Source organism: Leptospira alexanderi serovar Manhao 3 str. L 60 (genome assembly GCF_000243815.2).
In the GTDB taxonomy this organism is placed as follows: Bacteria; Spirochaetota; Leptospiria; order Leptospirales; family Leptospiraceae; genus Leptospira; species Leptospira alexanderi.
In genome coordinates this window covers 75,001-95,000 of record NZ_AHMT02000016.1, presented here as the reverse complement: position 1 = coordinate 95,000, position 20,000 = coordinate 75,001, and the positions used below count along the sequence as shown (strand labels likewise).

16 protein-coding genes and 2 pseudogenes (1 of these 18 running past the window's edge) are annotated in these 20,000 nt (G+C 39.7%); 13 read left to right on the top strand and 5 right to left on the bottom strand.

The window, feature by feature from the left end; all coding sequences use genetic code 11:
• Positions 1–699 precede the first annotated feature (699 nt).
• Positions 700–1,704 (bottom strand): LIC_10230 family protein, encoded by a 1,005-nt coding sequence (locus tag LEP1GSC062_RS05365; protein WP_039941255.1) that lies wholly within the window; start codon positions 1,702–1,704, stop codon positions 700–702.
• Positions 1,705–1,716: 12 nt separating this feature from the next.
• A complete protein-coding gene (locus tag LEP1GSC062_RS05360; protein WP_020983627.1) occupies positions 1,717–2,733 on the bottom strand; it encodes a hypothetical protein in 1,017 nt (338 codons plus the stop codon).
• Between the two features lie 124 nt (positions 2,734–2,857).
• On the opposite strand from LEP1GSC062_RS05360, the gene LEP1GSC062_RS05355 reads away from it, so the two are divergent.
• The 8 genes and pseudogenes from LEP1GSC062_RS05355 to LEP1GSC062_RS25470 form a co-directional block, all read left to right on the top strand.
• On the top strand, positions 2,858–4,231 hold the full coding sequence (locus LEP1GSC062_RS05355; protein ID WP_039941253.1) for an ABC transporter permease: 1,374 nt from the start codon (positions 2,858–2,860) through the stop codon (positions 4,229–4,231).
• Position 4,232: 1 nt separating this feature from the next.
• Entirely contained in the window at positions 4,233–4,922 is a 690-nt protein-coding gene (locus LEP1GSC062_RS05350) for an ABC transporter ATP-binding protein (protein ID WP_010577207.1), read from the top strand.
• A gap of 172 nt (positions 4,923–5,094) precedes the next feature.
• Complete coding sequence (locus LEP1GSC062_RS05345) at positions 5,095–5,895, top strand: ATP--guanido phosphotransferase (RefSeq protein ID WP_020983614.1); 801 nt, start codon at positions 5,095–5,097, stop codon at positions 5,893–5,895.
• A 147-nt stretch (positions 5,896–6,042) separates the two neighbouring features.
• Positions 6,043–8,592, top strand: coding sequence for an ATP-dependent Clp protease ATP-binding subunit (locus tag LEP1GSC062_RS05340; protein WP_010577205.1), 2,550 nt, complete (start codon positions 6,043–6,045; stop codon positions 8,590–8,592).
• Between the two features lie 2 nt (positions 8,593–8,594).
• Complete coding sequence (locus tag LEP1GSC062_RS05335) at positions 8,595–9,020, top strand: hypothetical protein (protein ID WP_002627808.1); 426 nt, start codon at positions 8,595–8,597, stop codon at positions 9,018–9,020.
• A 35-nt stretch (positions 9,021–9,055) separates the two neighbouring features.
• Complete coding sequence (locus LEP1GSC062_RS05330; protein WP_010577204.1) at positions 9,056–9,847, top strand: tetratricopeptide repeat protein; 792 nt, start codon at positions 9,056–9,058, stop codon at positions 9,845–9,847.
• Positions 9,825–11,141: a tRNA (N(6)-L-threonylcarbamoyladenosine(37)-C(2))-methylthiotransferase MtaB gene (gene mtaB / locus LEP1GSC062_RS05325; protein ID WP_039941251.1), complete on the top strand. Its 1,317-nt coding sequence runs from the start codon at positions 9,825–9,827 to the stop codon at positions 11,139–11,141. Before LEP1GSC062_RS05330 ends, mtaB begins: the two co-directional genes overlap by 23 nt.
• Positions 11,142–11,164: 23 nt before the next feature.
• Positions 11,165–11,361 (top strand): annotated as a pseudogene (locus LEP1GSC062_RS25470) (hypothetical protein); the annotation flags it as partial.
• Positions 11,362–11,519: 158 nt separating this feature from the next.
• On the opposite strand, the gene LEP1GSC062_RS05310 reads toward LEP1GSC062_RS25470, so the two are convergent.
• A complete protein-coding gene (locus LEP1GSC062_RS05310) occupies positions 11,520–12,182 on the bottom strand; it encodes a methyltransferase domain-containing protein (RefSeq protein WP_010577202.1) in 663 nt (220 codons plus the stop codon).
• Between the two features lie 158 nt (positions 12,183–12,340).
• Here LEP1GSC062_RS05310 and LEP1GSC062_RS05305 point away from each other — a divergent pair, with 158 nt between their 5' ends.
• Entirely contained in the window at positions 12,341–13,933 is a 1,593-nt protein-coding gene (locus LEP1GSC062_RS05305) for a tol-pal system YbgF family protein (protein ID WP_010577201.1), read from the top strand.
• On the top strand, positions 13,930–15,066 hold the full coding sequence (locus tag LEP1GSC062_RS05300) for a tetratricopeptide repeat protein (protein WP_010577200.1): 1,137 nt from the start codon (positions 13,930–13,932) through the stop codon (positions 15,064–15,066). The genes LEP1GSC062_RS05305 and LEP1GSC062_RS05300 overlap by 4 nt, the downstream gene beginning before the upstream one ends.
• 46 nt (positions 15,067–15,112) lie before the next feature.
• On the opposite strand, the pseudogene LEP1GSC062_RS05295 reads toward LEP1GSC062_RS05300, so the two are convergent.
• Positions 15,113–15,498 (bottom strand): annotated as a pseudogene (locus tag LEP1GSC062_RS05295) (hypothetical protein).
• Positions 15,499–15,613: 115 nt separating this feature from the next.
• The gene (locus LEP1GSC062_RS05290) at positions 15,614–16,579 is read right to left on the bottom strand and encodes a metalloenzyme (RefSeq protein WP_010577198.1); all 966 of its coding nucleotides are present in this window, start codon (positions 16,577–16,579) and stop codon (positions 15,614–15,616) included.
• Between the two features lie 58 nt (positions 16,580–16,637).
• Between LEP1GSC062_RS05290 and LEP1GSC062_RS05285 the strand changes: the two genes are divergently transcribed.
• The 3 genes in view from LEP1GSC062_RS05285 to LEP1GSC062_RS05275 are tightly spaced (at most 18 nt apart) and all read left to right on the top strand, a layout consistent with a single transcriptional unit that may run on beyond the window.
• The gene (locus tag LEP1GSC062_RS05285) at positions 16,638–17,570 is read left to right on the top strand and encodes a hypothetical protein (protein ID WP_010577197.1); all 933 of its coding nucleotides are present in this window, start codon (positions 16,638–16,640) and stop codon (positions 17,568–17,570) included.
• Complete coding sequence (locus tag LEP1GSC062_RS05280; protein WP_020983655.1) at positions 17,567–19,672, top strand: hypothetical protein; 2,106 nt, start codon at positions 17,567–17,569, stop codon at positions 19,670–19,672. The genes LEP1GSC062_RS05285 and LEP1GSC062_RS05280 overlap by 4 nt, the downstream gene beginning before the upstream one ends.
• Before the next feature lie 18 nt (positions 19,673–19,690).
• Positions 19,691–20,000 carry the 5' portion of a hypothetical protein gene (locus LEP1GSC062_RS05275; protein WP_010577196.1) on the top strand. Its footprint extends 293 nt past the window's final position, so the window shows 310 of its 603 coding nt (coding positions 1–310); its start codon is at positions 19,691–19,693; the stop codon falls past the right edge of the window.

Here is a 20,000-nt window from a genome sequence, read left to right as displayed (position 1 = left end):
CTAAAATATTCAACTTACTACACCCAAAGCTCGAATTTTCCACTGTAAGAAATCAAAAACGTGGAATTTAAGCCATAAAATTTTATGCCTAAACTTAGCGTTTTCCCTGAACTCCGTTTATTTTTGTCTCAGAACCAATCTATGGAGAGATTGCATCAAGCTTATTGTTACCATAACGCGTGTTCGGTTAATTCTTGTTTCGTAAAAAGCTCTTTGTCTTCTCGTTATAGGACCTCACTTTTATGGAACTTGGCTTCAAGTTTTGACCCGAATTTAATTCGTAAATTGGATAGCGTTTGCTTGAGTTGTTTTGGACGATACTACGGACTTAAAGCTTTAAAATGTGGGAACTCTCCTACGAAATTGAACAACGAAAAAGAAGGACTGTTTGAACACAGTATTTTCCTAAGAGACAATCTATGGGAACTCCCCGCGCTTTGAATGGTAAAGATTAAAATGAGAATATACAACTGCAATGTTGTCTTGGCTCCTTGAAATATGGGAGTTCCCATATTTTATTTGCGGAAATATTAGGACGGTTATCTACGTCGAACTCACGTTACTTTAAGGTTCTGAAGCGATAGATTTGAAAGTTATGGAATCAATATGATTTTTTTCGGTTCAAAAGCGTTTCTAAAAGTCCTAATTCCAGAAGATTCTGGAAGTTTTCAAAGTTAGTTGTAAAAAAGAATTTGTTTCCTATAAACCTTTACTGGAAGCAAAGTCGAGAACCCAGGTATTTATCGATAAAATTGTAAAAAGAAGAACTACAAAAAGAGTAACTCCTACGACTGTGAACACAATAAAGATCGTATTTCGAATCACTCTAAATTGTAGATAGCTTACGGATAACGTAATATTTCCGGTCGAAGTTAGTTCGTTGTTCTTCCCCATTCTGAAGTAATTTCGGATGTAAAAAGCCATCATCAACAAAAGGAGAACGATCAATAGGATTCCGAACTCGAACGAATAATGCTTTTGTAGAAGAAAAATCGGAATATAAACCAAATTTCCCAGAAGGATTCCCGCCAACATGATTCCTCCAAAATGAAACAGCATGGGAACCCACGAAATTCTCGAAGAAGACGCAGATTGAAATTCTCTCTCCTCTCCGTCTTGTATGGTTTGAAAAACGTTAAAGCGATCAGCTTTGTCTTCGTAAACTTTCGAGATCATAAAAAGCATATAGATTAATAAAATCGTTAATACGAACAGAAAAACGGATGAAATCGCTCCGATTATGGGAGTTTGCGGTATACTTCTTAAGGGATGTTGAAGAGACATTAAAACAGGAAGAATAGAAATCAAATACAAACTTCTGTTTAAATAAGTATAAAACCACGCTTTATAATAAAGGGCTAAAAAGGAAGTAATGGAAAGTAATATTAAAAATCCGTAAATAAACAACATTATCTTCTGTCCGAGAAGAATTCGGCTTATCCTATCTACGGTCGCTTCGAGTTGCGCATCAGCCGGAATCGTTTTTTCGTTTAATTCTTCCATAACTGTGGAAGTGAGTCGGATTTTCGAAATCAGTCCTCTTTCAATTCCCCATTGCGGAGCCAATTCTCTTCCAGATCCCTCTAAAAGAACTTCCATGGAATCCATGTCTTTAGGATCGTAAAAGATCGGTTCGAAAGACATGTTAATAATACAAAAAGACAAAATGATAAAGGGGATGATTTGGGCTAGTTTTGTTTTCATGATTTGGCTTTATTAAAAAAGAAATAAAAAAATTGCTGTCATGGCAATTCCCAAAACTCCAAGCGCGATGAAGATCGTAATCAATAATCCCGAATCCTCGGAAGTTTTGGAACTTCGTGAAGAACTTTTAGAAGTGGAACGTTTCTCTTCGATCAGGGTCGGTTTTTCTCCCGAATAAGGCCGGACCTTAATCGAATTTTCTTCTTCATAAATTTTTCCGAATACATCTGAACCGATTTGAATGACGGTTTCGTTTTCGACTCCGTTGTTTTTAGAAGCGACGACGGTTCCGGGTAAGGGACGGATTTGTCCTTCCGGAGTTTCCAATTTCATCGATTCGATGATACTTTGAGAGGAAGAATCTGATTTTAATAATTGAATCATGATCTTGTCTCCGGGTTTTAAAGTGTTGATCTGGATTCCGGAAACGGGAGAAAGAACGTATTTCATCGGAATGACTCTGGAGCCCGAAGGAATGAATTTTTCCAAAGTTTCCGTTGGTTTTTTTGTTTCGAACGAAGCTGGTTCTAAAGGTGGAAGATCTTCGTCTACTTCTTCGGAAGAAGTATCTTCTAAAAGACCTTCTTGGCTTTCTTCATTAAGTTTCGATCGATCTAAAATAGTATAAAAAAATTGAATATCGGGTTTTAAGTTCCCGGCGGCCTGGTTGATTACCTGATTAAGAATATACTTGATTTGATCGTTGTCCTCACTATTAAAGTAGTGAATCAATTGTTCCATAAAGTCATCCGACTTACCGTTCGTCTGAAAAAGCTCAGTTAATTTATTCGTGAGGCTCTTAAGTTGTTTACCTTCGTATTTCAGTTTTTGGCAAAGTTTCACAATGTCTTTATGGGTTGAAACGGAGAGTTGAACGGATCCTAAATTTTCCACTTGCCCAACTGCTATGACTTCGAATTTCTCCATCTTTGCTTGTTGGGTATCGATAACGCTCGTAAATAAAATGTAAGTGGATGAAGGCGTATCTTTTGAAATGAATTGAAGTGTATAAACCTGATTGGGACTCATGTATTTTTAATTTAAAAGGTCTACGTTTGAGGAACTTTCTTCTTTATTTTTGACATTCTGGTTCGGATTCAGAGAATTGTCAAACTAAGGAAGGATTTCACCTTCTAATTTTAAGAGTTTTTTGATGAAGGTAAGTTTGTTCCGAGGTTCTTTAATATTTCTGATAACCTCCCGTTATATTCGAGGGTCCCGGGTAGCAGGTCTTCTCTCATTGAAGTCTAGATTGTCTTTTATCGTTATGACAGTCGGAGTTTCTCTTTTGATTGTCGTCTTATCTATATTCAACGGCTTTCAACGGCAAGTAAAAGAATCTCTTTGGCAAGGGGGACCTCATATCACGGTTGAAAATAAATTCGATTCTGGTGATATTCAAAATTACGAAAAGATAATCGCTTGGATCCGTAAGAATCCTTATCTTAAAGATAGGATCGTTTCCATCGGCGGAAGTATTACAAGTCACGGTTTGATTCAAAACGCCAATTCGTTTATTCCCATTATGGTGCGTGCGCTTCCCGTTGAAAACATTCATGATCTCATCGCGAACCGTCTTACTAATTTTCCTAGAATCGTTCATCACAATAGGGAAGAGATCGAGAAATACAATATCGACAATCAGGTTTTGATCGGAAAAGAAATGGCCGGTCTTTATGATTTTAATCTTGGAGCTAATTTAACCATGGCCGTTCCAGGCGGTAGGTTTTCCCTTGGGAAAGGCGTGGACGTTTCCATCAAAACATTTCGCACGGTGGGATTTTTTAAAACCGGTTATTATAATTACGACACACATTACGTTTTTCTTTCGCTTCCGGTCGCACAGAAATTTTTTAATTTGAAGGATTCCGTAAATCAGATTGCGATCAAAGTGAAGTCTCTGGACGATTTGCAAAATTGTAAAAGGGAAATTTTGAAAGAATTTAGGGATCCTGAATTTGAAAACGAGATCGGTTATTCTGCATCTTTTAGTGTGAGAACGATCGCAGAGGAACAGGAAAATTTTTTCACGGCTTTGAAGCTGGAAAAGACAATCATTTCTATCATTGTTTTCTTATTTATCATTCTCGCTGCACTGGGAATGGTCGCGAGCGTTTATAGTTTAGTGAGAGCGAAAAGAAAATCGATCGGAGTATTAAAGGCTCTCGGGTTACCTTCATCCGGAATCTTACTGATCTTTACCTTAAACGCGATGGTTGTCGGAGTTCTTGCTTCTCTTGTCGGAGGGGTTTCCGGGATTTTTATAGCAAGTAATTTGGAAACGATCGTAAATGGAATTTCCGAGCTAATCAATATGGTCGGATTTTATTTTTATCATTCCGAGTGGACTAACGTAGAACTGGTTCCGAAAGACGTTTATTACTTCGATCATATCCCCGTCGATATAGACATTTCATTTATCTTTATGGTGACTACGGCCGCTACGATTTTATCTGGGATCGCGGGTTATTTTCCCGCAAGATGGGCCGCCGGTCTTAACCCAGTGGATACGATAAGGAACGACTAACGTGAGTCTGATTAAAGTAAGAAATCTGGTAAAAAATTATCATATTCTCGATAAGGAATTTAAGATTTTGGATCACCTTGATCTGGACGTGGAAGAAGGTGAGATCGTTTCCGTGGAAGGAAAATCCGGTATTGGAAAGTCCACTCTTTTGAACATTTTAGGTTCCATGGATTCCTCCGACGCGGGTGAGGTCAACGTTTGCGGAGTTTCACTGGATCAAATTTCCGAAACCGGAAAAGAAAAATTTAGAGCTGAAAAGGTTGCCTTTATCTTTCAGCATCATCTTCTACTTCCGGATTTTACCGCGCTTGAAAATGTAAGTATTCCTCTTTTGATCAACGGAGTTCAACCGGGGAAGGCGCGGCAACTTTCGATTGAAATGTTGGATCGGGTTGGTCTTAAAGATCGTCATGATAACTTTCCTTCTCAACTTTCCGGCGGAGAAAGCGCTAGAGTTGGGGTTGCGAGGGCGCTCGTGGCCGGAAAAAAGCTTATTCTTGCGGATGAGCCTACGGGTAATTTGGATCGGGAAAATTCTCGCAATCTGATGGCGTTGATTTTAGAGCTGCAAAAGGAATTTCGTTTTTCGATGGTTATCGTCACACATGATATGGAACTTGCTTCCTTGGCTCATAAAAGAAATCAAATGGCGGGTGGTAAGCTGCAGCCTATTCTAGTGGATAGGTTTTAGGGGTTCAGAGATCAGTGATTTTATTACGAACTACTGAATGATTGTAACTGATTTTTTTCAGGTTTTGGGACAGGCTTTTATATCCTTTATGGGATTCCTATTGGAAACTTTGGTTTTAAGATTAAGAAACTCCTCGCTTTTTTATAAAAGATTCTAAGAAGTTTATCAACGTATGAATTCCGAGAAGTGTTTGTACTGCGGAACCGACCGAGTCACTTGGAATGAAAAAGGAAAGATTGGTTGTATTCATTGCCTCAAATTCTTTCGAAAAGAATATCAAGAACATCTGAGGCCAAAAGACTTCAAATTTTCTACTCGATTTTTGCAAGGTAAGGAATTTGAAGATTTGCTTCGATTCGAATCTTTTTCGGAATCACGGAAGATTCTCGAATTGGATCGTATTACATCTCCGTTTACATATCGCTTGAGAATCGGGCGAAATCTTTCCGGTAGGATCTATCCAACTGCCACCAGAACAACTGTTGGAGTTCCTACAAAAATCCTCAAAGAATTTTTAATACATATTTTAAATGTCGATCCTATTTTCTTTGAAACTAAAGATTTCCCGACTCGGATCCCTTGGGGGGAAGGAAATTTATTTTTCGGAGATGAAGACCATCTCCGTTGGGAAGTTTTAGCACCTACGATTTCCGAATTATTCCGACAAATTGAAAGTTCTCCTTTGGAGAAATTGGAAGATCAAAATCTTTTTGATTACGATCCTGAATTTGGTTATGTCACTTCTTGTCCAACGAATGCAGGTTCGGGAGTTAAAATTAGTTTCAAGCTTTCCATGAAGTCCTGGAGAAATCGGAAAAACACTTCTTTTAAAATACCCGGTTTTTTGGAATTCTATCCGGAAAATTCATCCGAATTTGCCGTTTTTTATTTAAAAAATTTTACTTTTTCTCAAAAAAATTCCTTTTTAAATTTAGTTTATTATTTAGCCTTACAGGTGGAACTGGCATTTTAAGCCCGGAATTAATTTTACGCTAACTTCCCCGCTTCTTTTTTGAAAATGTTCCGATACTTAATTTAAATCGATGATCCGTTCCCTTGGGTGGGAATTTCAAAGCGAATTTAGTCTAATCTTTACAAATAAAATACAAAGGCGCTTGATATGCTGGAATTTACGAAACGAGCCAAAAGAGTTATCAATGAGATTGCTCAGGATGAGGCGAAGCGTCTTGGTAGCGACTATATCGGGCCGGAGCACATCCTGCTTGGTCTTCTGAAAGAGGAAGATTCGGTTGCTATCAAAATCCTGAACAACCTCAATATTAACCTCAACGAATTACGAAAAGAGGTGGAAAGAAGAACACGGGAAGCTTCTGGAGCCTTGCTCATGGATGTGGCCGGAGGCCAGGATCGTTATCAAAAAATCATCGAACTTTCCAAAGAAGAGGCCAAACGTCTCAAACACAATTACGTGGGAACGGAGCACATCCTTCTTGCGTTGTTAAGAGATAACAACAACATAGCAGGTGGCGCGCTTTATTCTTTTAGCGTAAATTATAATGTTATAAAGAGCGAAATCTTGCGTTTGCTCGGAGCTCCTCCTACTAGTTCCGTTGGTGTAAGTTCCGCCGCCCAATCTGGACCACAAGGGACTCCGTCTCGCCAGGAGAAAACGAAAACTCCGATCTTAGACGAATTTGCGCGCGACCTAACTCAGCTTGCAAAGGATAAGAAGCTGGATCCAGTCGTAGGAAGAGCTACTGAAATTCAGAGAGTGATCCAAATTCTTTCCAGGAAAACCAAAAACAATCCTGTTCTCGTGGGAGAGTCCGGAGTTGGTAAAACCGCGATCGTAGAAGGGTTGGCACTTGCGATCGTAGAAAAAAGCGTTCCTGATCTATTGTTCGACAAGAGAGTTCTTTCTTTGGATCTTGCGTCCTTAATTGCGGGAACCAAATACAGAGGGGAATTTGAAGAACGTCTGAAAAAGATTATGAAGGAGATTACTTCTTCCACGAATATTATCATTTTGATCGACGAGCTTCACACTCTGATCGGAGCGGGTGCTGCAGAAGGGGCCGTTGACGCGGCGAATATTCTCAAACCTGCTCTTGCAAGAGGAGAACTTCAATGTATCGGCGCGACTACAAGCGCGGAATACCGGAAATACATTGAAAAAGATTCCGCGTTGGAAAGAAGATTTCAAGTCGTGAAAGTTGCGGAGCCTTCCGTGAGCGACGCGATTCAGATTCTCCAGGGCCTTAAGAAAGCCTATGAAGCTCATCATAAAGTGCGGTACTCCAATAAAGCTTTGGAGCAATCCGTAAAACTTTCTCACAGATATATCAATGATCGATATCTACCAGACAAAGCGATCGATATCATTGACGAAGCGGGAGCAAAGGCCCGTTTAGCGAACTGTGCGCGTCCTCAAACGATCAAAGATCTGGAAGAGGAAATCAAATCACTTGCCTCTAAAAAAGAGGAATTGGTTCGCGCCCAAGAATACGAGAAAGCCGCAGGCGTTCGTGATGAAGTGAATCGGAAAAAACAGGCAATGGAAGAAAAGATTCGTGCTTGGCAAGAGAAGATGGAAGACTTTGCGGTCAATATCGATGAAGACGATATTCTTTCCGTAGTATCTTTGTGGACTGGAATTCCTTTGGAGAAAATGGAAGAATCCGAATCGGATAAACTTCTTCGTTTGGAAGACGAGTTGAAAAAACGAATTGTCGGTCAGGAAGAAGCGATCGAAAAAATCGCAAAAGCGGTTCGCCGTGCTAGAACCGGGTTCAAAAGCGAAAGACGTCCTACCGGGTCTTTTATTTTCTTAGGACCTACGGGAGTCGGTAAAACCGAACTTGCAAAAGCTCTTGCAAATTTCCTTTTCGGAAATGACGATGCTATGCTTCGTGTGGACATGTCCGAATATATGGAACCGCACGCGGTAAGCCGTTTGATCGGAGCTCCGCCCGGTTATGTGGGATATGATGACGGAGGTCAATTGACCGAGTTCGTCAGAAAGAGACCTTATTCCATTATTCTTTTGGATGAAATTGAAAAAGCGCACCATGACATTTTCAATATTCTCCTCCAAATTATGGAAGAAGGAAACCTGACCGATACGAAGGGACGGAAAGTAAACTTCCGAGACACGATCATCATTATGACTTCCAACATTGGTGCGAAAGAAATCCAAGCCGGAGGAAGACTCGGGTTCGAAGATCGCAAGGACGAAGCGTTGAAATATAAATCGGATCAGACACGTGATCAATTGAAAAAATATTTCAATCCCGAGTTCTTAAATCGCGTAGATGAAGTTATCTATTTCGGTTCCCTCACCAAAGAAAATATCATGTCCATCATCGATATTATGGTGACCGATACGAACAAAAGACTTCGTGAAAAAATGATTCAAGTTTCCGTTACTCAAGCGGCAAAGGATCATATCATGGATATCGGCTATGATGAGAAGTTTGGCGCAAGGCCGCTTCGAAGAGTTTTCCAAAGAGAATTGGAAGATCATATGGCAGTACAAACACTTAAGGGAGCTTATAAGGAACCTACAAAAATTGAAATCGATTTCAAAGAAGGCAAGCTCGAGTTTGTGGAGACTCCATGGACGGACTATAAACCGGCCGATTCCAAGGCTGGAGGAGACGACAATTCTTCCGGTAATCCCGAAAGGTCGGAAGAAATTGCCTTAGTCTAAGGATGCCTATACTCATTCCCGTATTGATTTTGGTTTCCTATCTTCTGATTCGGAAGATCTGGTTTCACCTTAGGAAAATCAGGACCATTGCGGGGATCGAGAAAATTTCTCTCTGTGTTTTTTACCCCGATTTATTTCTTCCCGAAGTACGGGTCTTTTATAAGTATTACTTTCAGGGAGGAATTTACTACGGCTCTGGATACATGCTTTTGACCGATTTTCTCGGTCAGGAAGAATATTCAATTTATCGAAATGCGGACGGCCTTCCGGTTCTTGAAATGGAAGACCAAGTCGTTCTTTCGGAGGAACAGATTGAGCATTTTTTGATGCAGAAGTATCCTAGTATTATCGTTTATATCGATCCGGTGGAACCTTTTCATTCTCTCATCGATTGCATTAATGCGAAATCAATGAGTATGACCGCCTAAGGAATTCAAAAGAGCGTATTATGTAAAACCATACCATGAAGTTTGCAATTTTATTTGTATCAAGCATTTGTCTTTCCATTTTGTCTTTTTCCGTATCGACGCAATCGAATGAGGAATATTATACCTCTGCTCTCAAGGAATTCGAAGCGAAGAACTACGAGAAATCTTTAGAAATTATTCGCGCTCTTCATGAAAGAGGAAAGCGTTCTTATGAATCTCATTATCTTGCGGGCCATTGTCATTTCGCTTTAGGTAGGACTAAGTCCGCTGGTTCTCATTGGTCCGAAGCCCTTTCAATCAAACCCGGAGACGCGGCGGTCAGTTTGGACTACACAAAATATCTTTTAAACAGCGGAAGGGAATTTGACGGTTTGCAAGTGATTGCTCGCGCGTTCGAACTTAATCCGCGTAATAAGGACATTCGTCTTCTTTTCGGAACTGCGCTTCTTTATAATGGGAAAGTGAGAGATGCCCTTAATATCACTGAAAAATTAAAGGCGGAAGATTCCAATGACTATCGTCCTTTGGTGTTGGAAGGACAGATTTATTATTATCTGGGGAGTATCGAAAAAGCAGAAGTAAGTCTGAAATGGGCTAACTCTCTTGTTCCGAACAATGCGAACGTGTTAAATAATCTTGCGTTGGTTTATGAGAAGGCTTCCAATCAAGAAAATAAAAAAGGCAGATTCGGTAACGCGAAGAATTTTTTAAATTCCGCAAAAGAACAAATCGAATCCGCACTGAAACTCGAACCTGAAAATTCTCACTTTAAAGATAATCTAAAAAGAATTGAAGCTAAGCTCAATGCCCTTATCACCAATAGCTGAAAGAACGGTTCTTTTTAATACTCTAGGATGCAGGCTCAACTTTTTCGAGTCGGATGGTTTGTTTTCGTCCTTGAGCAAACACGGATTTCGTTCCGTAGAAGTAGGAGAATATCCTGAAGTAGTTATCATCAATACTTGCACCGTGACGAATAAAGCCGATTCTAAAAATCGAAATACAATTCGAAATGCGATCAAAAAGTTTCCAGGTTCTCAAATCTGGGTTACCGGTTGTTATGCTGAAACGGATCGTGAGTTAATCGAAGCGATTCCAGGTGTGGTCGGAGTTGTCGGAAATACGGAAAAATCGAAACTTCCCGCCATGATCTTGGAAAAGAAGGGTTTGATCGATTCGAATCAACTGATTCAATTTTCTTACGATCGTTTTTCTTATTCGGACGTTTTACCGAACGGTCATACGCGCGCTTATTTGAAAATCCAAGATGGATGTAATCGTAAATGTTCGTATTGTAAAATTCCACAGGCGCGCGGTATTGGAGTCAGCAGAAAATATCAAGACGTATTGGATCAAGTTCATTTTTTACAAGACCATGGGGTTGGTGAGATCGTTCTGACTGGCGTGAATCTCGGCTGGTATAGAGACGACGAAAATAAGAAAGCCTTCAACAAAATTCTGGCAGATATTTTAAATGTTTTAGAATATTCAAGAATTCGAATTTCTTCGATAGAACCCCCCGATGTGGGAAACGAGCTTGCGGAACTGATGACTCATCCCCGGTTTACTCCTTTTCTCCATATACCTTTGCAGAGCGGAAGTAAGCAAATTCTAAAAAAAATGAAACGAACGTATACGCCGGAAACTTTTCGTAAACGAGTGGAAGCCGTAAGGGAAAAAATTCCCGATTTATTCTTGGGAACGGACGTGATTGTGGGTTTTCCGGGCGAAACTGAGGAAATGTTTAATGAAAGCGTTCGAGTGGTAAGGGAACTTGGTTTTGCAAAAATTCATGTGTTTCCTTTTTCCGTACGAAGAAACACGTTAGCTGAAACATTTACCGATTCAATAAGCAAGGAAACCAAAAAAGAGAGAGTTTATATTTTGAACGCGCTTTCAAGAGATCTTCATAAAAAATATTCTTTATCTGTCATCGGTCAGGTTCGAGAAGCGATTTTGGAACAGGGAGGGATTGCGGTTACGGACAATTATCTCAAAGTAAAGCTGAATGAGTCGGAACTCAGAAGTCTTAAAGTGGGCCAATTCTTAAACGTGGAACTTCAGAATTACGAAACGGAAGAAGACAAGGAAGGGACCTTTGTAGGTCGTGTTTCCAGATAAGGTCGAACAAAGTGGTCGTCTCCTTCCTTCTCCACTATAGCTGCATTCCGACGGGACTGTGGTTTTTAAAATTCGAAAAGGATTACGTCCGATTTTGGAAAGAGTAGATTTCACGGAAAGTGATAAGGACCATTCTCAAATCATCCAAGTATCTGATAGTCACGGAAGCGCTTATGGTTATGATCCTATTCAAAATGATTATTGGTACATTTTTAAATGAATCGAATGAAAATTTTTCGAGGTTGATTATTCGGATCGATTTGCACTTTCTCGATTTTTTTATAAAAATTCCAAGAGCGTGTCCCGAAACAATTCGATCTTATCAGAATCCCCGCGGATCACTGCAATTGTTCCTACGTTTTGGGACAGACTCTAAAGTTACGAACGAATGAATTCGTCCGTTATGTCTTCTTCCTCTCTGAGGTCGTAAAATCCGTATTCGAAGTCTTTACCTGCGATTACTTCGAGACCATAGACATATTCGGAAACCCGAATGTTTTTTACAATATCCAAGTGATACATTTCGGCTAAGAATTTCATTTTATCTAAGGAAATCTTATCATTGATTTTTGGGCCGATTGTGTATTCATTCTTCACCCAGTCTAAAACAATCAATTTTCCTCCTCTTTTTATCGAGCGCATAAGTCCGTCCATGGCAAGCCCAGGATCTGGAAATGTGGATAGAACTAAAGATGCAAAAACCGCATCAGGTGTTGGAATCCATTCCGGTAAAAGTGGATGGTCCGATTTTTCGATAAAAAATGGAGTGAAATTAGAAATCTCGTCTCGGTTTTTCCAATGAAGGACTTCGTCGATTAAGTCTTGTTGGCATTCCCCACCCCAGATCCAAGCGTCTTTGGGAAGTTGTTTTTTTAACTCTAGCGTAAAATAGCCGAGTCCCATTCCGAAATCGACCAAGTTTGCTACTTCTTTAAGACTAAAGTGTTTGAATACAATTTCTGGAGGAGTGAGTTCGCGGCGTTTGCTGGAAATCAGAAAATTCTGATACTCAGGGTTTTCGTAATAATCCAGATCGCTCATAATTCTTACTTGGATTATGTCTAATTGATCGTTTCGGAAATGTCAAATCCGAAATAATGAATCTTATATTATTGCATGTTTAAAACGAATTTCTCTTCGAATCAGTGTTAAATTACTCAGTTTAGACTGTCGATATAAGTACCAAAGACAATTCTTTTATGGAAATTCGTACTCGTATATTGCTCCTATTCTCGTTTATAACGTTGGTTTCCTTTCCAAAAGCTCAGGAGAACACGTTCAATCAGAATCAGGTGGAGAATTATAGCGTGGCAAATTCCATCCATGCGGAAATTTTAAAAAAGGATGAAAATTCGATTCGAATCTTCTGGGATGCCCCGAAAGAAACCGGTGAAATCATCGTTGCTCGCGCTTCATCTATGATCGATACTCCCGAGAAATGTATGATTGCTGATTCATTGGGTAAGTATCCGAGTGGAATCGCTGGCGGAGTGACCCAGATTTTCGATTACAATCTCAAACCGGGAACTTATTACTACGCGGTCGTTTTAGCGCATCGCGTTAAAAAGAATATGATCAAACTGATTCCTGGAAAAAACTTCACAACGATTCCGGTCGTCATCGAACACGCACTTGCGCCGGGAGTTTCGAACGCAGACAATAAAATTCCTGAAATTCCAGATGACGCAAGAGTGATCGATCTGACGGTTAAAAGAGAAGGCAAATATCTTCGATTGAATTGGACTCCGTATGAAAAGGCGATTCCGAACGCGACCGTTTATACTGTTTATCGTTCTTCGGAACCCATGTCTTCCTTATCTTTGATGAGAAAAGCGGAAAAGTTGACCGAATTGAGTCATCCCGAATCCACGTTCTTGGACCAGGATCTGAACAAATCTCGAACGATCTATTACGGTGTCAGCGTCCGATCCGGTGCAAAAGAAGTTTTACCCCTGATAAACGGACAATCCTTTACTCGATTTTTTTATATCGGAAATCCGAATAAGGATGGTTCCAATGATATTGCATCTTCTGAATATTCGGAAGATGAAATGCATGTAAAGGATATTAAAGCAACCGTTGAAGACCTTGATGTAAAACTCGAATGGAAGGCTCCTGAAAAAGCGGATGCGAATACAGTTTACACGATATATCAGGCTCTCAAACCCTTGAGCGGCGGAACCGCTACTTTTCTCGGGGGAAGTGTCCGTAAATTGGGCGAGATAAATCACCCGGATACGGTAGCACAGGTTCGGATGAAATCTTTAGATTCGAAAATCTATTTCGGAGTTACGGTAAAACATCAGGATAAGGAAGGATTCAATCTAGTCGAAAATGAATCCTTTGTTGCGATTAATTCGAATAATGTTCAAAATTCGGAGGAAAACGAACAATCGAAAGTAAAGGATAATCAGGAAGAAGATTCGGTAGATAATAAACAACAGGAAGAGGGTTCGATAGATAAGCAACAGGAAGAGAATGCTAAAGATAAACAGGAGGAGGAAGAATTTTCCGCAACCGACGACGAACTCGATAGGATCTTAAAGAGAACCTACTGGAAAAAAGAATATTCGGACGCGATTCACTACTTGAAATCGTACGCTAAAGACGGAAATTCCGTGTACTTAAAAGGGAAAGCTAAATTTTTCACTGGACTCTCTTACTATAAAAAAGGGAATTATCAAGAAGCCCTTAAGTATTTCATCAATAAAGATAGTAAATTTTATAACACAGAACGCTCAGAATTTTGGTCGAAGCGTTGCCTGTCTCGGATCTCCGGAGGAAATCCATGAACCGCTCTATCATCTTAATTACTGGATTTTTATTCATTTGTGCCGGTCTTTTAATCGGAGTTTACCAGACCACGGTTCAAGACGAGGGTTCTAAACGGATGTCGGTTCTCGAAAGAATTAAAGAAGGGGAAGAGTACTTAAAACAAACTAATCCCAGTGCGGCTGAAAAAGCAGTGGATATCTTCTCCGAACTTTCCGCAAAAGAGATTCCCGAGGAATATTCATTTCGAGTGAAATACGATATGGGAAGGGCCCTGGAAAGAAACCAAGACAGTCTTTTGGCTCTCGGAATCTATCGTGAATTGAACCAGAAAGAAGGTCTTTCCAGAGATGAACGTTCTAAGGTCGCTTATTCAATGGGAAATCTTCTTTTACAGCTCAATCGAGACGAGGAGGGAAAGGGACATCTTGAGGAAGTTCTCAGAATTTCCGCCGATTCGAAATTTCGTTCTAACGCGTTATCCGCCATTGCGGACTATTATATGAAGAAGGGTAATTACGATCTTTCTCGTAAAAACTATGTTCTTGCATTGCAAGAGGATCCTGAAAATGTAAAGGCACGTGTTCGCTGGGGAAAATCCCTTCGCAGAATGGGAAAGGATTGGTCCGCATACGATGTATACGATGACTACGCCCAAGCCGGGTTCTATTTTGATCCGGAAAAAGAAAAAGTCACTTCGGAATTTCGAAGCGGAATTTTAGAGAAGGCAAGACAACTTTACGTTCGTAAACAGTATTATGGGGCAATCGATACTTTCAAGAAAGCTCTTGAAATGGGAATTAGTCCTAAAGCCGAAGAACAGGCTTTGTTCTACATTGCCGAAAGTTACGAAGCAATTGGCAAATCCGATTCCGCTCTTCAATATTTGAACCGAGTTTTGGGAAATCAAGACGGTTCCTTGGATCAAACGGCTCTTTTTCGCAAAGGTACGATCTATTTCAAAAGCGGAAAATATGAAAAGGCGGCGGCTTTATTTCAAGAAGCTTCGGATAGATATCCGGATTCTCCGGTCGGAAGAAAAGCGAGCGCATGGAAAAAGGAATCTTTGGATCAAGTGGAAGATAATCTTCATTATAAGGAATCCGACAAGGCGAAAAGCAAAGAGGATTTGGAAACTGAAAGATTGGATTGAGATTTAAAAGAACGAATTTATTTCCAAATTTAAAGTAAATTCGAATCTATTGATTCTTAAGAATTTCAGTTTGTACATAGACCGAACATTTTTCCGAACTTAAAGTCCCGCCGTACTCGTAATTCGTTTTGAATACAATTCGATCGATGTTTCTTTCGGTAATTACAATTGATTCTATGTGACAATCGGAAATATAACAATTCTCCACGGAGCAATTTCGTATAGAAACGGTTTTAAGATTACAAGAAATGAATTTAGAATTTTTAAAATTGCATTTTTCTAAATTCTATGTTTTCTAAGAGCCTGTCCCAAAACGTAGGAACAATCCCCAGAGATGCTGATAAAATCGGATAGTTTTGGGACAAGCTTTAAATCGTAATTCCTGAGCGTAAAGTTGAAATCTTCAAATACGTTCGTAATTTTTTTCTCGATAAGCTGAACAAATTCTTAAACGGAAAAATCATGAATCATTTTCAGGAAACCTCTATAAAATCTAAGACAAATTGTAGTTTTATCAAAATTTTGCCTTAACCTAACTCGCATTAGATCATTCCGCCTTTATAAATTCCTCGTCCCTGAGTTCAATATCGATTCCTAAAACGTCGTAGATTGCGGAAGGAATATCCACAATCGACCGAATCTTTTTTTTCATTTGTGAAGTGTATTTTCCGTAAAGAATCGTTGGAACTTGGTTGAGTGTGTGAACGTCCACGCTTAAATCCTCTATGTTTCCGTGGTCGGAGGTTACGATTAATTGATCTTCTTCTGGATTCAATTCTTCTAATATTCCGATCAGAAAGGCTTCCAATTCCCCTATGTATTTTTGGGCTGCTTCCCAGTGCATCTTATGACCTACTTTGTCCGTTAGAAAAAACTCATAAATACAAAGGGTATAACTATCCTCTTTGCAATTACGGATAATGGATTTCCCGGTTTTATACGGATCTCTAATTTGAAACAATTCGTCGGAATCGTCCAAATAACCTTTGGAGAATTCTTTCAGATATTCGTGAGTAATGTCCATGTAGAGGCCTTTGCCTTGACGAAGATCTTCCATTCCCTTGAGGGGCTTATCACTCGCCATTTGAATTAAAGTGGAAGCCGAAAGGTGACGGGGATTTTTTTTCACGTGTTCACTGAATGCAGGAGTGTAACAATTCAGAAGATCTGCTTTAAAACCGTGTTCTTCCAAAACTCGAATGATGGAATATTTGCTAATGATTTTTTTGAGGGTAAATGTAGGAAATCCACTTAGATGTCTTTGGAGTATTTTACAAGCGTTGATTCCCGTCCAAAGAGAAGTCTGACCGGTAGCACTTTGAGGAAGGCCTTTGATCCCCATGCTTGCGTCTGTTTTTAGGAAAATCGTATTTTTAAGAGATTCGGGGGCGTTCTCCGGAATCGGTTTCCCCGCAAGCGGTAGGAAGAACGAATTTGCATATCTGGAAAATGGATTTGTTTTCGGATCGTCGGGTCCGAATCCGACCCCATCGATAAACATATAAAAGATCATAATATTCTATCCGATTTTCTTCTTTTAGGTTAGACCAAAAAGGCCGATACTAAGAGCAGTGACGTCCAATTTTCACAGAAAAATCGCCTTGGCTTTAACTCTGATTCTATTAGGGCTGATTCCAGTTTCCATCCCTTTTTTTAAGGAAGAGTGGAAAGAGTCTTCTATGAAGTTTCCCTTGAATCCGGCAGGAAACGAAGGATTTTTAAAGAGGGATGGCTTTTTAAAAGTTTGGTCGCAGGCCCAGAAAGTTCCTTTTTTCGAGGTGAGTTCCAAAATAGAATATACAATTCGAATTTTTTCCCTTCCGCGAGAAGCGAAGGAACTCGGCGAAAGTTTGCTAAAGAATTTGGGACTGCAATCGATCAAAGTATATGATTCATCGTATCGTCTCGTATATTCCAGCGAAAAGACGAAAGAAATTTTTAACGGGGATCTTCGTTTAGGGGATTTGAAAATCTTACCTTCTGAAATCAACTTTGACAGTTCCGGAATTCCGATCTATCGAAGCAAAAACGGAGAATGGTTTCTCTGGATGAAAGGTTTTGTTTTGGGGAAACATATATCGCTTCCGTTTAACATCAGAGATAAACAAGTCTATTGGATTTTTAAATCCGAAAACATCGGGAACAATTCTTTGATAGGCTCGAATGATCTTAGGTCGCTTAACTATCCTGATAATCTGGAAGAGATACTGACAGAGTTCAATAAACCTGCAATCGAATGGAAAGATCGTCCTCTTTGGGAAAAAAACAAAATCGGCGATCATGCGATTTTTCTTTCGTATGACAAGGGATCCAGAACAAAACAGTTGTTTCAGATTCTTGTGTTCCTGTCCTTTTTACTCGGAATCTGCGGATTGGGAATCATATCTTCCACTTTGGTTCAATCAATCATAGTGGAGAAGGAATTTGATCATAAGGAAAAAGTTCTTAAGCTGAGGGACATTTTTCTGAGGATTATACTGCTTCTGAAAAGGGATTTTTCATGACCGGACTCAAGCTAAGAATCGCAATTTTAACCGTATCGGTCCTTTCTTTTTTTTACTATATGCTCGTGCCGTACTTTCCGGATGGAGTATATTATAAAATTAAAATGAAGTCCGTTTTTTCGAATTTAAACGAAGAGCTTCGTCGTCTTGAAGCGGGACTTAGCAAAATAAATTCTTCTTCGGAATTGGAAAATCTACAGTTGGAATTTCCGATCGTTTCCGGTTTGAAGTTTGTCGCGGAGTCGGATCTCGTTTCCCGCAAAGATGCGGAAGGAAAACTTTTGGCGGAAATCTTAAAAGCGGGAACAAGTCGTTTATTATTTTTGAAACCCTCTTTGGTACTTTGTCTTCCCAATCTTAAGGAGAAAAAATTGATTCTCGCCGAGTTCAAAGAGGATTTGTTTCGTGTTTCTTTTTCCGGAACCGAATCCATGTTGATTCCGGACTTGAAATTCGGGGGTTATGTGGAGCCCGGAAAACAATACGACGGCTTGAATAAGGGTCGGATTTCTTTCCTTTTGATCGATGAGATGAATCGATCTCAAAGCGCTGTTCATCGGATTCAAATCGGTTCCGTTCCATTTATTGGGTATTATTACGCGATGCCCGAAAATTCTTACGGCTTTTTAAAGGGGATTCTCATCTTAAAACCGGGAAGTGAAGGACTTTTCTTTTTATTCCTTTCGGGGTTTCTCGCCATACTATTTTTGATCGACCTAATGATCAGAATTCTAAGAATAAAACGAAATCTTTTTACGAGTAAAGAAGGAAAAGAAATCCAGGAGATTGTAGGACAGATCTCGAAGGGAATCGACAGACTTCAAACTGCTAAGCAAAAAACTCTGGAGTTAGCAGAAACGGACAAAGTAGAAGAGATACAAACTTTAACCTCGGAAGAGGTGGACTCGGATTTAAATAATCCTTCGATCAGTCTGAAGGAGGTCAAACGGGAAGACGGTCCTTCCATTTTTGTTCTTCCTTTTGAGTTAAAAAAAGAAGGCTATATTTCCCCCGCTTTTTTAAGAGCCCCCGAAAAATTCAAAGCACATACGATTGTTCCGCCTGAAATTGAAAAGAAACGTTCCGAAATTTTTACTCCGGAATTGGAGGATTTGATCTCCAAAGTGAGCGAGCCTATCCGTGAAAAATCCACTTCTCCGGTAGAAGAAATCGCTAAATCGCAGTCGAAGCCGATCCGTTCCCGCAATATGGAGTTGGGTCCGGGTTATATGAAATGGTTGAATACTCTTCAGATTCGGGATCGAAGAAAAATTTTGGAAGTTTTGGACGAGCTTAGTTATGGGCTGGAATCTGAATATTCGTTTATTCTAAAATACTATACTTCTGTGTTTTCGAGCCTTAAACTTTTCGGATTTTCGATCCACTATTACAATAGAAGAAACGGAAGTTACAGTCCTTTTGTAACTTACGGACTGAAAGAGCGCACGTCCGAAAATATGATTTTTCTCTACGACGATCAATACATCGGAAAAGAATTGGGAACGTATTCTTACATCGAAATCACCGAAGAAAAAAAAATGGATCGTTTTTTTAGAAAGAAATTCGATCCGATTGATTTGGAATCTTGTATTTCCATTCTTACGATTCCCTTGTCCAATTTCGGAATTCCGTTTCGATTTTTTCTATTTTTCAAAGATCCGCTTATGGAAGAGAACGCTCAGGAAATCGAAAATTTGATCTTTCATTCTTTGGAACCTGTTATTCCCGCGTTCGAGGAACACGATCGAAAAATTCTGGGAGAGTTGTTCCGAGACAAACGAGACGTCGTTTCTTCCAGAATTCATTTGATGAGAATCGCAACCGACGGTGAAAGAGGACTTATGAAATTTTTTCGAATAGAATTTCATGGAAAGAATTTCAAAAAACTAGAATCGCTTCGTAAGAAAGTGATGTCTCAAGTTTTCGGAATCATCGGTCCCGAAGATATGTGTTTCGGAATCGGAGTCGGTGCGTTTGGTTTATACACGAAAAAGGATTTGGAAGAACGAATACGTTCTTTGACGGATCAAACCGGAAATGCCTACGATTTTATAGTGGACGTTTATCCGGAAAACGGAAAGAATCTTTTCACATACCTGTAAATTTCTTTCGATTTCATCATGATTCTTATTCGTTTATCAATCTGGTTTTTGTTCTTGGCATTTTTTTGTTCTTCGATTTTTGCGAACGAAGAGAATCGGAAAGAATGGAACCGTGCGGTTAAAGAAAAAATTCTCAAGATGAACGAAGCTCAGGAAGAGACGGAATCGATTCCTTATCTCCAAAAGTTCGTGGAAAAAAATCCAGCAGATTTGACCGTTAAACTCTGGTATGCGCGAGCCTTATTCTATCGTAAGGATTTGGAAATCCCTGGACATGCAGAGGACATTTTTTCTAGGATGGAAAAGCTTAAGAAGATCAAAGGGAATT